Source organism: Actinoplanes sp. GCM10030250, assembly GCF_042666575.1.
Classification (GTDB): domain Bacteria; phylum Actinomycetota; class Actinomycetes; order Mycobacteriales; family Micromonosporaceae; genus Actinoplanes.
Window position 1 is genome coordinate 38,864 of record NZ_JBHTDO010000006.1, and the last position, 13,473, is coordinate 52,336.

At 70.9% G+C, this 13,473-nt stretch carries 13 protein-coding genes; 8 read left to right on the forward strand and 5 right to left on the reverse strand.

Annotation, left to right across the window (positions count from 1 at the left end; translation table 11 throughout):
• The first annotated feature begins 248 nt into the window (after positions 1-248).
• Both ACFQV6_RS10930 and ACFQV6_RS10935 read left to right on the forward strand, forming a co-directional pair.
• Entirely contained in the window at positions 249-767 is a 519-nt protein-coding gene (locus tag ACFQV6_RS10930; RefSeq protein WP_378027282.1) for a flavodoxin, read from the forward strand.
• The gene (locus tag ACFQV6_RS10935) at positions 764-1,981 is read left to right on the forward strand and encodes a cytochrome P450 (RefSeq protein WP_378027283.1); all 1,218 of its coding nucleotides are present in this window, start codon (positions 764-766) and stop codon (positions 1,979-1,981) included. The genes ACFQV6_RS10930 and ACFQV6_RS10935 overlap by 4 nt, the downstream gene beginning before the upstream one ends.
• A 12-nt stretch (positions 1,982-1,993) precedes the next feature.
• On the opposite strand, the gene ACFQV6_RS10940 is transcribed toward ACFQV6_RS10935, so the two are convergent.
• Positions 1,994-2,650, reverse strand: coding sequence for a hypothetical protein (locus ACFQV6_RS10940; RefSeq protein WP_378027284.1), 657 nt, complete (start codon positions 2,648-2,650; stop codon positions 1,994-1,996).
• A 105-nt stretch (positions 2,651-2,755) separates the two neighbouring features.
• Here ACFQV6_RS10940 and ACFQV6_RS10945 point away from each other — a divergent pair, with 105 nt between their 5' ends.
• Positions 2,756-2,953 carry a hypothetical protein gene (locus ACFQV6_RS10945; protein WP_378027285.1) on the forward strand — a complete coding sequence of 66 codons (198 nt, stop codon included), beginning with the start codon at positions 2,756-2,758 and terminating at the stop codon, positions 2,951-2,953.
• A gap of 154 nt (positions 2,954-3,107) precedes the next feature.
• On the opposite strand, the gene ACFQV6_RS10950 is transcribed toward ACFQV6_RS10945, so the two are convergent.
• Entirely contained in the window at positions 3,108-3,617 is a 510-nt protein-coding gene (locus tag ACFQV6_RS10950; RefSeq protein ID WP_378027286.1) for a hypothetical protein, read from the reverse strand.
• A 333-nt stretch (positions 3,618-3,950) separates the two neighbouring features.
• On the opposite strand from ACFQV6_RS10950, the gene ACFQV6_RS10955 reads away from it, so the two are divergent.
• The 3 genes from ACFQV6_RS10955 (at position 3,951) to ppk2 (ending at position 10,170) form a co-directional block, all read left to right on the forward strand.
• Positions 3,951-7,871 carry a Pls/PosA family non-ribosomal peptide synthetase gene (locus tag ACFQV6_RS10955; protein ID WP_378027287.1) on the forward strand — a complete coding sequence of 1,307 codons (3,921 nt, stop codon included), beginning with the start codon at positions 3,951-3,953 and terminating at the stop codon, positions 7,869-7,871.
• The gene (locus ACFQV6_RS10960; protein ID WP_378027457.1) at positions 7,868-9,211 is read left to right on the forward strand and encodes a M1 family metallopeptidase; all 1,344 of its coding nucleotides are present in this window, start codon (positions 7,868-7,870) and stop codon (positions 9,209-9,211) included. Before ACFQV6_RS10955 ends, ACFQV6_RS10960 begins: the two co-directional genes overlap by 4 nt.
• Positions 9,212-9,324: 113 nt before the next feature.
• Positions 9,325-10,170, forward strand: a complete 846-nt coding sequence (gene ppk2, locus ACFQV6_RS10965) for a polyphosphate kinase 2 (RefSeq protein ID WP_378027288.1) — start codon at positions 9,325-9,327, stop codon at positions 10,168-10,170.
• Between the two features lie 22 nt (positions 10,171-10,192).
• Here ppk2 and ACFQV6_RS10970 read toward each other — a convergent pair whose 3' ends face one another.
• From ACFQV6_RS10970 to ACFQV6_RS10980, 3 genes are all read right to left on the reverse strand, one after another.
• Positions 10,193-11,290, reverse strand: a complete 1,098-nt coding sequence (locus ACFQV6_RS10970) for a CinY protein (protein WP_378027289.1) — start codon at positions 11,288-11,290, stop codon at positions 10,193-10,195.
• Between the two features lie 11 nt (positions 11,291-11,301).
• Positions 11,302-11,847 (reverse strand): LURP-one-related/scramblase family protein, encoded by a 546-nt coding sequence (locus tag ACFQV6_RS10975; RefSeq protein ID WP_378027290.1) that lies wholly within the window; start codon positions 11,845-11,847, stop codon positions 11,302-11,304.
• Positions 11,848-11,918: 71 nt separating this feature from the next.
• Positions 11,919-12,419: a hypothetical protein gene (locus tag ACFQV6_RS10980; protein ID WP_378027291.1), complete on the reverse strand. Its 501-nt coding sequence runs from the start codon at positions 12,417-12,419 to the stop codon at positions 11,919-11,921.
• A 178-nt stretch (positions 12,420-12,597) separates the two neighbouring features.
• Between ACFQV6_RS10980 and ACFQV6_RS10985 the strand changes: the two genes are divergently transcribed.
• Both ACFQV6_RS10985 and ACFQV6_RS10990 read left to right on the forward strand, forming a co-directional pair.
• Positions 12,598-13,089 carry an ATP-binding protein gene (locus ACFQV6_RS10985; protein WP_378027292.1) on the forward strand — a complete coding sequence of 164 codons (492 nt, stop codon included), beginning with the start codon at positions 12,598-12,600 and terminating at the stop codon, positions 13,087-13,089.
• Positions 13,090-13,100: 11 nt separating this feature from the next.
• Entirely contained in the window at positions 13,101-13,436 is a 336-nt protein-coding gene (locus ACFQV6_RS10990) for an STAS domain-containing protein (protein ID WP_378027293.1), read from the forward strand.
• Positions 13,437-13,473: the final 37 nt, after the last annotated feature.

A 13,473-nucleotide genomic window follows, 5' to 3' on the forward strand; every position in this document is an offset into this window, starting at 1 on the left:
CGCCGGGTCACCGCTATGCGGAACCCGGGTGCCGCTCCAGCCACCACGATGTTCCTCAATCCCACACCGCCCGCCCCGCATGCCACTCACCCGACCACCGAGTGTCACCCCGCGCTGCGGCGTGAACGGTGAGGCGAACGACAGGGACCGCCCACGACCATTGTCCCGAACCGAACCGCCATCCGGCCCTGCCCACGCCCATCGACGCGGATCACGCTGAGGGGAGACCGCCGTGAAAGGAGCAGTAGGTGAGGCTCGCCGACGTTCAGGCCATCCCCTCAATCGGCTTCTCCGATCTGCTGGTGGTCGGCGCACCCACCCACGCCTTCAGCCTGAGCCGCCCCCGTACCCGCGCGGATGCCGCACAACACGGCGCCGTCCGGCCGGGCGCCACCACAGTCGGTCTCCGCGAATATCTCGCCTGCCTCCCCCTGCTGACCGGCCTGCCCGCCGCCGCCTTCGACACCAAAGTCACCAAACCAGCACTGCCCGGATCCGCCGCCCGCAAGGCCTACCGGCGGCTGCACAGCCTCGACTGCCATCTGCTGCTCGAAGCGGAGTCTTTCCACGTCGACGGTATGACCGGTCCGGTCACCGACGGCGAGCTGCAGCGCGCCAGGCGGTGGGGCGCGAGCTTGGCGACCGCCGCGCTGCCCAAGGCCGTTGTCCAGCAAGGTCAAACCCTTCTTCGGGTACGGGAGACGAAGGCTGGTCAACTTTCGGACATAGGTAACCATCGCTGGACTCAGTCAGAATCGTCACCATGAGCGATCAGCCCGCGACAGTGCGCGAATACGATCTTTTCGCCCCTGAGGTGACGGCGGACCTCAACGGCTTCCTGCACCGCGTCCGCGCCGAGAGCCCGCTCGCGCGCCTGCCACAACTCGACGCCTACATGCTGACCCGGTACGCGGACGTCAAGGCGGCGCTGCGGGACAGGCGGATGGACAGCTCCAACATGGCGCGTGTCCTCCAGCGCCTGACACCCGCCGAGCAGGAGGAGCTCGCCCCGGTCCGCCGCTCCATAGAGATGTGGATGGGGCACACCGTCCCGGCCGATCACGTCCGGTTCCAGCAGCTGCTCAAGCGCTACTTCACCCCGGCCATGGTGGACCGCCTGCGGCCGAGGGTGCGCGAGTTCACCCACGAGCTGCTCGACGCCGTCGCCACCAAGGGCGAGATGGACGTGGTGAGCGACCTGGCGTACCCGCTGCCCGCCAACGTCATCGCCGAGCTGCTGGGAATGCCGGTCAGCGACCGGGAACAGCTGCAGGCATGGTCGCGCGACATCCTGCCGGTGTTCGGCAACGGCGACGTGGCGCAGTTGCGCCACGCACAGCGCAGCATGCTCGAGATGCACGACTATCTGCGGCTGATCGCGGCCGAGCGCCGCAAGGCTCCCCGCGAGGACGTGCTCAGCACCTTCATGGCCGCCGAGGCCGAGGGTCTGGTCAGCGAGGACGAGGCGGTCGCCAACTGCGTGCTGCTGCTGTTCGCCGGCCACGAGACCACCGCGAACCTGATCGCCAACGGCCTCGTCCTGCTCTTCGACAACCCCGGCTCGCTGGCCCGCCTCCGCGCGGACCCGGACGTGATGCCGCAGGCCGTGGAGGAGATGCTGCGCTGCGACGGCCCGGCGGGTGTGATCGGCCGTGTCGCCACCGAGCCCGTCGAGGTGGCCGGGCACACGCTGCCCACCGGAACGTACCTCTACCTGGCGCTTCTAGCCGCCAACCGCGACCCGGAGGTCTTCGCGAACCCGGACGCCTTCGACATCACCCGCGAGCAGAACCGGCATTTCAGCTTCGGCATGGGCACCTATTACTGCCTGGGCGCGGCACTCGCCCGGATGGAGACCGACGAGTGCCTGCGCATCCTGCTCGACCGCTGCCCGGACCTACGGCCCGCATACCGGACGCCTGACTGGCAACCGACCCCGCCCTTCGGCCACCGGCTGGGATCCCTCCCGGTCATTTTCTGACACCCGCCAAGCTCAACCCACTCTCTGTGCGGGGATGGCAGCCGGCGCCGGCGGTTGCCAGCCGATGTTGATGCGCTCCGGCCGGGCGGGCCTCTCCTCGAGCTGGCGCAGGAGCGTGTCCATCCGCTTGTTGAGCGTCGTCATGGCCGCCGCGAGGTTGCGGTCGGCGCCGTACCGGCTGCGCTGGTCGTGCAGGGTGTCCGTCAGCTCGCGCAGGAGTTGAGCGGCCGCCGGGTCGGACTTCTCGAAGGCGGTGAGTGCCTCGTCGATCTCCTCGCGGGCCGCGGCGAAGGCCGTGGTCAGCAGCACGTCCAGGCGCCGCTCGGTGAGGCCTCGCAGTTCCGACAGCGGGCCGGACGGTGAGGGCTTCCACGTCTGGAGCAGTTCGACGGGGTGTGCCGCCTCGTCGCGGTCGATGGCCTTGCGGTGCGGGACGCAGAGCAGCAGGAGGTTGGTGTAGCTGTCGCGTTCCTCGAGGGTCAGCCCGGGTGCGTGGCGCGGTCCGTCCGGGTCGGTGCCACGGATGCGGACCGGCTCGACGTTGACCTCGGGCTCGCCGCCGAGGAGCACCATGACGGGTGTGCGGCAGCCGGGGAAGTCACAGCTGCCCTGGGAGAGCGCCACCAGAGCGGCGCGCGTGGCCGGTGTCAACCGGGTGGTCTCGTCCATAACTCGCTCCACGGAGAATGTGCCAGTTCGTGGCGGTGGGCAGTCGGGTGAATAAAGCGGTAGCGCTCGGGAAATCGTTGGACCCCGGCCAGAAGCGAGGTTGATATGGCATTCCACAAGATGATCTGCGAAGCGGAGAACGCCACCGACGTGCTTTTCGTCTGCGCTGACGAAGCGTGCGGCCGCCGGGTCGTCGTGGGCAAGTCACGTCCCCGGCTCACGGTCATCGACCAGGGTGACTTCGACGCCCAGCACACCGGATCCCTGGGTGCCATCAGCATCGACGCCGTCGATCTGACATAGCCCTCGACGCCGCGGATCCGGCGTTGCCCGGAGGGCCTGAGGGCGGAAAGGCCCGACGGCGGAGAGGTCCGACGGCGGAGAGGTCCGACACGGCCCCGAAGGCCGGCCGACTCGCCTGGACGCCGTTGTCCGGGCGAACCGACCGGCCTGGCTGTCACTCGGGGTCTTCCACCTTGATGATCGGACCCTCGGCGTAGCCCATCATGTCGTAGCCGACCGGCCCGAGGTCGGAGTCGAGGAACGTCGTGACGACGATCTTGTAGACGCCGGCCTGCGCGGTGTTGCCGGGGTCGCCCTCGGGCAGTTTGAACGCCGGGACCTGCAGCTTGGCCCGGTAGAACTCGTCCTGCGAGAAGAACGGCCCGCGGACCGGGACACGCACCTCGCCGAGGGACACCTCGTCGCCGGGGCCCTGCGACTCCGCGAACGCGGTGACGACCCAGTCCTGGGTGCGCACCGACAGTGCCGTCAGCCAGAGCGGGACCAGGTTGCCGAAAACGTGCCAGCTGACGTCGATGTCGAACGGCTTGGCCCGGTTGACAACCAGGTTGGACTTTCCGAGCGTGGGCCGGTCGGTGATGCCGACGATGCCCAGGAACTCGCCCTCGATGGCGGGGTCGGTCGGTCCGGTGGGTGGGATGTTGGGATCGAAGCGATCGGTCATGGCGATGCTCCCTTGCATCTCCGAGATCCGGTGCCGCACCGATGTGCCTGGCGCCCAGCGTTGTCGGGCGTACCGGGGATTCGCCCCGACCGTATTCCCGGGAAGGGACCGCGGGCTGCCGGATCAGCGACACAATCCGTCAAGAGCCAGTGGCTCCATGTGATGGAACGGACCTGCCCCGGCGGACGCTGCGCGGTGTGTCAGTCGACACGAATTCGACAATGAGCCGTCATCTTCCGTTTTCCGCCCGTAACTTTGAGTGCTGCCCCGGGCGGCTCGGCGCCGTGTGCCTGGCTGACGTTGACCCGTGAGGGTGGAGATGGAGCACGCCCCGTGACCGTCACGACTGACCTGCGACTGATCGATCTTCCCGAGCTCGCCTTCGAACCGGAGGCGCCGGCGCTGTTCAGCTCCTGGTCGTCGCCGATGCGGCGCACGCTCATCGACATCCTCGACGCGACAGCGCGGGCCCATGCCGGGGCCCGTGCGCTCGACGCGGGCGACACCGTGCTGACCTACGAGGAGCTGGCCGGTGAGGTCGCGGCGATGCGGGAGACGCTCACCGGGCACGGGATCGGCGTCGGTGACCGGGTGGGTGTCCGGGTCACGTCCGGCACCGCGGAGCTCTACCTCGCGATCCTCGGTGTGCTGGCGGCCGGTGCGGCGTACGTGCCGGTGGACGCGGACGATCCCGAGGAGCGCGCCGAGCTGGTCTTCGCCGAGGCGGGTGTCTGCGCGGTCGTCGGTGACGGGCCGGCCGTGTCGATGCGCCGCACCCCCGAGGGCCGCCCCGGCCGCCCCGGCCCGGGCGACGACGCCTGGATCATCTTCACCTCCGGATCCACCGGCACCCCGAAGGGTGTGGCCGTCACGCACGCCGCCGCCGCCGCTTTCGTGGACGCCGAGGCGCAGCTGTTCCTCGCCGGTGAGGACGCCGAGCCGATCGGCCCGCACGACCGCGTCCTGGCCGGGCTCTCGGTGGCCTTCGACGCCTCCTGCGAGGAGATGTGGCTGGCCTGGCGGCACGGCGCCTGCCTGGTACCGGCCGCGCGCTCGCTGGTCCGCAGCGGCGCCGACCTGGGACCGTGGCTGTCCGAGCAGCACATCACTGTCGTGTCCACGGTGCCGACGCTCGCCGCGCTGTGGCCGGCCGAGGCGCTCGACGAGGTCCGGCTGCTGATCTTCGGCGGGGAGGCGTGCCCGCCGGAGCTCGCCGAGCGGCTGGCGGTCGAGGGCCGCGAGGTCTGGAACACCTACGGCCCGACCGAGGCGACAGTTGTCGCCTGCGCGGCGCCGCTGACCGGCGCGGGACCGGTGCGCATCGGGTTGCCGCTGGCCGGCTGGGAGCTGGCCGTGGTCGACGCGACCGGTGTTCCGGTCGCGATGGGCGAGACCGGCGAGCTGGTCATCGGCGGTGTCGGTCTGGCGCGCTACCTCGACGCCGCCAAGGACGCCGAGAAGTTCGCGCCGCTGCCCGCTCTCGGCTGGCAGCGGGCGTACCGCAGCGGTGACATCGTGCGTGCCGAGCCCGAGGGGCTGCTGTTCCTCGGCCGCGGCGACGAGCAGGTGAAGCTCGGCGGGCGGCGCATCGAGCTGGGCGAGGTGGACGCGGCGCTGCAGGCGCTGCCCGGTGTCGCCGGTGCGGCGGCCGCGGTGAAGCGGACCGCCGGTGGCAACCAGCTCCTGGTGGGCTATCTGGTGCCCCACGACGGCGCGGACTTCGACGCCGCGGCGGCGGCGCTGCGGATCCGCGAGCGGCTGCCGGCCGCGCTCGTGCCGCTGCTGGCGGTGGTGGACGGGCTGCCGACCAGGACGTCGGGGAAGGTGGACCGGGCGGCACTGCCCTGGCCCCTGGCCACGGCCGGCCCCGCGGGGGCCGGGTCCGAGCTGACCGCGACCGAGGAGTGGCTCGCCGGCGGCTGGGAGGAGATTCTCGGGGTACGCCCCGCCGAACCCGGCGCCGACTTCTTCACCAGCGGCGGCAGCAGCCTGAACGCGGCACAACTCGTGGCGTGGATCCGGTTGCGGCACCCGCGGATGTCGGTGGCCGACGTCTACCAGCAGTCCCAGCTGTCGCAGATGGCAGCCGCGATCGACAGCCTCGGCGCCGTGGAGACGATCGGCGCCGCGGAGACGATCCGCCGCGAGGTCCGGCCCACTCCCCGCCGCGCCGGGCTGATCCAGGCCCTGCTGATGCTGCCGATGCTCGCGCTCGCCGGACTGCGCTGGCTCATCGTGCTGGCCGTGCTGGGCAATGTGCTCGCCCTGTTCGCCCAGGTGTCCTGGGTGCCGCAGGTCTCCTGGGCGTGGATCGTGGCCGGCTGGCTGCTGCTGTCGAGTCCGCCCGGGCGCATCGCCGTGGCCGCCACCGGCGCCCGGTTGCTGCTGCGCGGCGTCGGGCCGGGCGACTACCCTCGCGGCGGTGCCGTCCACCTGCGGCTGTGGGCGGCCGAGCGGCTGGCCGAGCTGACCGGGGCGACGGGCGTCGCCGGGGCGGGCTGGATGCTCACCTACGCCAGGGCGCTCGGCGCGAGGATCGGCCGGGATGTCGACCTGCACTCCGCGCCGCCGGTCACCGGCCTGCTCAAGCTCGGCCGGGGCGCCGCGATCGAGCCGGAGGTCGACCTCTCCGGCTACTGGGTCGACGGCGACGTCGTACGGATCGGCGCGATGCGTGTCGGCGCGGGCGCGCGGGTCGGCGCCCGCAGCACGCTGATGCCGGGCGCCCGGATCGGCAAGGGCGCGCACATCGGCGCCGGCTCGACCGTGACCGGTGCGGTGCCGGCGAACCAGCGGTGGGCCGGCTCCCCCGCCGTTCCCGCCGCCGGCAAGGACCGGGCGGACTGGCCGGCCGGGCGCCCGTCACGCTCGCCCCTGCGGTCCCGGTTCTGGGTGGCCGCGTACAGCCTGACCGCTCAGCTGCTGGGCCTGGTGCCGGTCGTGGCGGTGCTGCCCGCTCTCGTACTGCTCGGCTGGACGCTGACCGCCCGGCCGGCCCTCGGCGCGGCCCTGCTCGCGGTCCCCGCGGCGGCCGTCGCCTACTTCACCGGCTACGCCCTGCTCGTCCTCGTCGCCGTCCGCCTGCTCGGCATCGGTGTACGCGCCGGTTACCACCCGGTGCACGGACGGATCGCCTGGCAGGTGTGGACCACCGAACGGCTGATGGGGATGGCACGGGTCGCGCTGTTCCCGATGTACGCCAGCCTCTTCACCCCGGTGTGGCTGCGGCTGCTCGGCGCCCGGGTCGGCCGCGGCACCGAGGTGTCCACGGTCCTGGCGCTCCCCGTGATGACCACGGTCGACGACGGTGCGTTCCTGGCCGACGACACGATGGTCGCCACCTACGAGCTCAGCCACGGCTGGCTGCGGGTCGCCCCGGCCCGGATCGGCAAGCAGGCGTTCCTCGGCAACTCCGGGATGGCGGCGCCCGGCCGCTCGGTTCCCAAGCGGGGCCTGGTCGGTGTCCTCTCGTCGGCGCCGCGCAAGGCGAAGAAGGGCTCGTCGTGGCTCGGTGCCCCGCCGATGCCGCTGCGCCGCACCGTCGAGGGGGGCGACGCGAGCCGCACCTACGCCCCGCCGGTCCGGCTGAAGGTGGCCCGGGCGGCGATCGAGCTGTGCCGCATCATTCCGGTGATGTGCGCCGGCGCCCTGGCCGTGCTGGTGCTGGCCGCGCTCGCGGCGGTCTGGCGTGGTGCCGGTGGCTGGGCCGCGGCGATCGCCGCCGGTCCGGTGCTGCTGGCCGCGGCGATCGCCGGCGCGCTGCTCGCGACGGCCGCGAAGTGGCTGCTCGTCGGCCGGTTCCGGGCCACCGAGCACGCGTTGTGGACGTCGTTCGTGTGGCGCAACGAGCTCGCTGACACGTTCGTCGAGGTGCTGGCCGCGCCGTGGGTGTTCCGCTTCGCCAGCGGCACGCCGCTGCTGAACGTGTGGTTGCGGACCCTCGGTGCGAAGATCGGCCGGGGCGTGTGGCTGGAGACCTTCTGGCTGCCCGAGTACGACCTGGTGCGGCTCGGCCCGGGCGCCACCGTGAACCGGGGGTGCGTGGTGCAGACCCACCTGTTCCATGATCGGATCATGAGCATGGATGAGGTGACGCTGGGCGCGGGCGCGACGCTCGGGCCGCACGGGATCGTGCTGCCCGGCGCGAGCCTCGGCGCGCGCACCACCGTGGGACCCGGTTCGCTCGTCACCCGCGGCGACGCCGTGCCCGAGGACAGCAGATGGATGGGCAACCCGATCGCGACCTGGTCATGACTCCGGCGGTGGGGCCCGGTGTCGCCTCGCCGGGCGCCGACCGTTCGACCGATTCGTACCTTCCCGAGCACGGCAACGGCGGGTACCGGGTGCTCCACTACGATCTTGAGCTCGACTACCGGGTGGCGTCGAACCGGCTCGAGGGCAAGGCGGTCATCACGGCGCGGGCCTCCCAGGCGCTGTCGCGGTTCAGCCTTGATCTCGGCCGGTTCCGGATCCAGGACGTGCGGGTGGACGGCCGGCCGGCGAAATTCGGCCATCGGCCGAACAAGCTCCGGATCAAACCGGAGCGGCCCATCGGGTACGGCGCCATCTTCAAGATCGAGATTCGGTACGCGGGAAGCCCCACCCCCATCTCCGGACGGTGGGGTGATCTCGGCTGGGACGAGCTGACCGACGGCGCCCTCGTCGCCAGCCAGCCGAACGGTTCGCCGTCGTGGTTCCCGTGCAACGACCGGCCCGACGACAAGGCCACCTTCCTGGTGGCGCTTACCACCGCCTCGCCGTACACGGCGGTGGTCACCGGCGACCTGGTCGCGCGGCGCCGCCGGGCCGGCGCCACCACCTGGGTGTACGAGCGCAACGAGCCCACCGCCCCGTACCTGATGAGTGTCCAGATCGGACGCTACGAGCAGGTGGAGATGCCCGGAAACGGGGTGGTGCAGCGGGCCGCGGTCCCGCCCCGGCTGCGCGGCGCGTTCCGGCACGACTTCGCCCGGCAGGGTGAGATCATGGCGAGCCTGGAGCGGCTGTTCGGGCCCTACCCGTTCCGCGAGTACGTCGTGGTGGTCACCGACGACGACCTGGACGACCCGGTCGAGGCGCAGGGGATGGCCGTTTTCGGTCGTAACCACCTGGACGGGCGGCGCACCCACGAACGGCTCGTCGCCCACGAACTCGCACATCAATGGTTCGGCAACAGCCTCACCATCGCCGACTGGCGGCACATCTGGCTCAACGAGGGCTTCGCGTCGTACGCCGAATGGTTGTGGTCGGAGGTCTCCGGCGGACCGCCGGCGGCCGCACACGCGGCGCAATGGCACGCCTGGCTCAAGGCCCGCCCGGCCGGTGTCACCGTCGCCGATCCCGGTGTGAACCGGATGTTCGACCCGCTCGTCTACAAACGCGGCGCGCTGACGGTGCACGCCCTGCGTCTGCGCATCGGCGACCGGCCGTTCTTCTCGCTGCTGCGGTCGTGGACCGCCGAGTATCGGCATCGGACCGTGACGACCGAACAGTTCCGGGCGCACGCCGGGCGCTACGCGGCCGAGCCCCTGGACGCCCTGTTCACCGCGTGGCTGGACCGGCCGGCGCTGCCGCCGCTACCTCGTGCTTCGTGACGGTTCCTGCTTCATCCCATGCGGATGAAGCACCCTGCCCGGGGCCCGGGAAACACTGCCGGGGTGAGCGCCGCGCCGCGGTATCGCCTGGATCAGGACCCGGAGACAACGCCATGTCGAAAAAGGAAAAGCGCCGCTCGAAGGGCGGCAGCCCGTCTCTCGCCGCCGCTACCACCCGGATGAAGACCCGGGAGTACGAGAAGGAGATGCGGCATCTGCACGGCGAGCTGGTCGCGATGCAGGAATGGGTCAAAGCCACCGGCGCCAGGATCTGCGTGGTCTTCGAAGGGCGGGACACGGCCGGCAAGGGCGGCACGATCAAACGGATAACCGAGCGGGTGAGCCCGCGCGTGTTCCGGGTGGTGGCCCTTCCCACTCCCACCGAGCGGGAGAGGAGCCAGATGTACGCGCAGCGGTACATGGCGCATTTCCCGGCCGGCGGCGAGGTCGTCATCTTCGACAGGTCCTGGTACAACCGGGCCGGCGTCGAACGGGTGATGGGATTCTGCAGTCCGGAGGAGACCGAGCGGTTCCTCGACATCGTCCCGAATTGGGAGAAGGCGATGACGGATTCGGGGATCCTGCTCGTCAAGTATTGGCTGGAGGTCAGCGAGCAGGAGCAGACCCGGCGGCTGGAGAGCCGCATCCACGACCCGCGCAAGGTGTGGAAGCTGTCCGACATGGATCTCAAGTCGTACCGCCACTGGTACGACTACTCCCGGGCCAGGGACGAGATGCTCGCCCGGACCGACACCGCCTGGGCTCCGTGGTTCGTCGCCGGCACCGACGACAAGAAGCGCGCCCGTCTCAACATCATCAGTCACCTGCTGAGCCAGGTGCCCTACGAGCCGCTCAAGCCGGGCGAGGTCAAGCTGCCCAAGCGGCAGGAGGCGAACGGATACCAGGAGCCGGACCTGCCGCTGCGCCGCATTCCCACCCCGTTCGGCGAGCTGGCCTGACAGCGGCCGCGGCCGGCCGGGATCACCGGCGGGCCCGCCTGCGGCGGTGGAACCACACGGCGCCCAGGACGAGGATCAGGGCGAGGCCCGCGGCGGAGAGGGCAGCGATCGTACGGCCGGGGCCGTTGCAGTCCCCGGCCGGATCGTCGTGGGTGAGGGCGCAGGTCATGATCGACGCTTTTCGCGTGCCGTACTCGCTGCGCAGGGCCTCGCCGAGGTCCTGCCACTGATGCCGCGTCTCGACGATCGCGCCGGTCACGGCCTTCTGGAAGTTCTGCCCCACCCGGCCGCGCGGGGTTCCCGGACTGGTGGCCGCGCCGGTGACCGGGTCGATCAGGCCGTTGTCCTTGTTGAGCGCGGCGTGGGTGACGCGCCGCCCGCATCTGCCGACGCCCGGCGCGCTGTCGGGGACCACGAAGCACCCGGTCGAGAGGTCACCCGGCACCGACGGCACATCCGTGCCGGACAGGTCGAGGACCGCGCTCGGCGCCGGCAGGTTCAGGCCCCCGGGGTTGTCCGGCCCGATCGGCCGTGCCGGGTCCGCCTCGTCGGCCCAGGAGCTGTGCGAGTAGAAGTCCTGCACGCCGTGCAGCGCACGCCCGAAGCTCTCCAGCGTGGTGCACTTCGCCCGCTGCTCGCGTGCCGCGTCGAGTTCGCAGTCGACGCCGAGATCCACCTCGGCGGCCACCACCCGGCCCTGCTCGTCGAGCAGTTCCCCCGCGCGTTCGACCGCCTCCCGGAACCGGCCACGCAGATGCTCGACGCAGTCGACCAGCCGCCCGGTCGCGTCGTCGCGGGTCTGCGGGTAGTCGCCGGCGAGAAAGTCGGCGTCGTCGCAGTGCGCGGCCGGAACGGACACCTCGGTCCGGTCGGGTGCGCCCACCGCGCCGAAGCCCTTGCCGTGTCCGGCGAGCTGGTCGGCCGACCGTGCCTCGAAGCAGTCTCGTTCCGGGCTCCCGTCGGCGGCGCACGCCACCGCGGCCCGGGTTATCCGCTCGTGCTCGCGATGCTGTCCACCGCCCTCGACGGTCCCGAACCCGGCCGCCGGTACGGGCACCAGCACGACACCGGCCCCGAGCAGCAGCGTGACGAGCAGCCCCGGCCGGACCCCCGTCCCCATTCCCCGTATACCTAGTGGCTCATGTCGTCGATGGCCACGGTGACCGCGAGCAGCAGCGCCGGGTCCTGATCGGGAGCCATCTCGACGCCGTACGTGTCACGCACCCGGAACCACCGCTTCGAGACCTGGGCGATCTTGCGATCGTCGGCCTCGATCTCGTACTCGTGGTCGACGATGTTGCCCTGCGCCCGCAGATCCGGGCCGTCCTCGACGTCGATCTTCCAGCGCTCCCGCAGCGGCGAGATCATCGCCTTGTGCACGATTGCGATCCGGGCGCCGTCCGGTCCCTCGATCTCCATCGTGTCGCGGATGTGCATGACCCGCTTCTGGATGGTGCACAGCCGCTCACCGTGCAGGTCCTCGAGGTGGAAGGTCTTGCGCAGCCGCAGCGCCTTGCCGTCGACCTTGAAGACCCGCCGGCCCTCCTCGTCCTCGATCCAGAAGTCGTCCCCGATCGAGAGCAGTTTCTCCCGCATCAGGTAGACGCGAGCGGTTCCCCCGTACCCGAAGGTCTCCCGCTCCTCGCGCCGCCGCGCTCGCCGCTCTCCCAGGCCCATGCCACACCTCCGTCCGATGGATGCGCGAAGCGCTCCCGCGTGTCAGCTGACGCGCGGCCCGCTTTCGCGTGTCAGCTGACGCGCGGACCGTAGAGTGACGACGTCTCGTGCGGGAGCTGTCCGTGCAGGGGATCGCCGGACATCCCGGCCGAGCCGGATCGCTCGTTCTGGTAGCGCAGTTCCTCGGCCGCCGACGACCAGCGCACGGTCAGCGCGAACAGCAGCACCGTGTCCAGCGCGATCATCAGCAGCGACCAGATCGGATAGGCGCCGAGCGACGCCACCTGAGCGACGGCGTGCAGGCCGACCACGATGATCGCGACGATCCGGGCCCAGGTCTTGCCGGCCAGCAGAAAGCCGCCCACCGCGAGCATCACGACGCCGAACACCACCAGGGTCCAGCCCCACGACGTCATGTCGACCAGCACGAAAGCATCCTCGGTGGCGACCACCCGCTCGTCGTCGAGCAGCGCGATGATCCCCTGGAGGATGTTGAACATGCTCGTCACGATCAAGATCGTGGCGGCGAAGGTCACCCATCCCGCCCACGCCCTACTACGCTCCTCGGCCATCCCAGGCATCCCATCTCGTCCGGACTCCCCCGCCTCGCGTCCATGCTCGCTCCGCCACCGCGGCCGGGTACCACCCCTGACGGATGAGTCGGCGCGACGACGGCTCGAATGTGAGCGAAAATCATTTTCGAGAGAGGTGATGGTTACCGATCGGACGGCAGGGGCAATGAGCTGCCACATGAGCTCCTTGTTGCTGCTTGCGCCCCCCGCGCACACCCGGCAACTGCTCATCTGGGACGTTAAGGGAAGCGACGACCTGCGACAGATACGCACCGGTCTGCACCGGCTCTTCGACATCGACGAGTGGCCCGCCGCATCGCCTTCGGCGGCCCCGCCAAAACCGACGCAGGACCGGACCGCGCAGGAGGAGGTCGCCCAGCGCATCGCGCTGGTGGCCACGGAGCTGGTCGGCAACGCGTTGCGGCACGGCCGGCCACCGGTCACCGTCCGGCTGCTCCGCGACCCCGACTCCTACATCATCGATGTCAGCGACCACGCCCCCGACGACGTCCCGGAGCACGCCGCCCCACGGGAGCACATCAGCGCCGGCGGGCGGGGCCTGTTGATCGCGCGCACCCTGGCACAACAACTGTGCTGGTATCGCGACGGGAACACCAAACACGTCTGGGCGTCCTTCCCGGCGCCGCACGATGTCGTACCCCTGTGCTAGACATGCCGGTTGTGGCTACCCCTTCGTTCACCATCTCCCTGCTCGCCGAACCCGGCGGCGTTCTGCGGGTGTGCCTGGCGGGCGAGTTCGACATGAGTGTCGGCGACGCCCTCACCGGCACCCTGGTGGAGGCGGCCCACCGGCCCGGGATCTCGCGAGTGATCGTGGATCTCGCGCACACCCGGCTGATCGACTCCCACGCCATCGCCGGCCTGGTCAGCGGCTACGAGGCGGCGACCCGGGCCGGCCGGGGCTTCACCGTGGTCAACGGCCGCGGCCTGGTGCAGAAAGTTCTCGACATCACCGGCCTGTCCGAGGTGCTCTGCGCCCCGCCGCCGGGCCACTGAGCCGGGCCGGCCATCCGCACAATGAATTCCTGGCCGC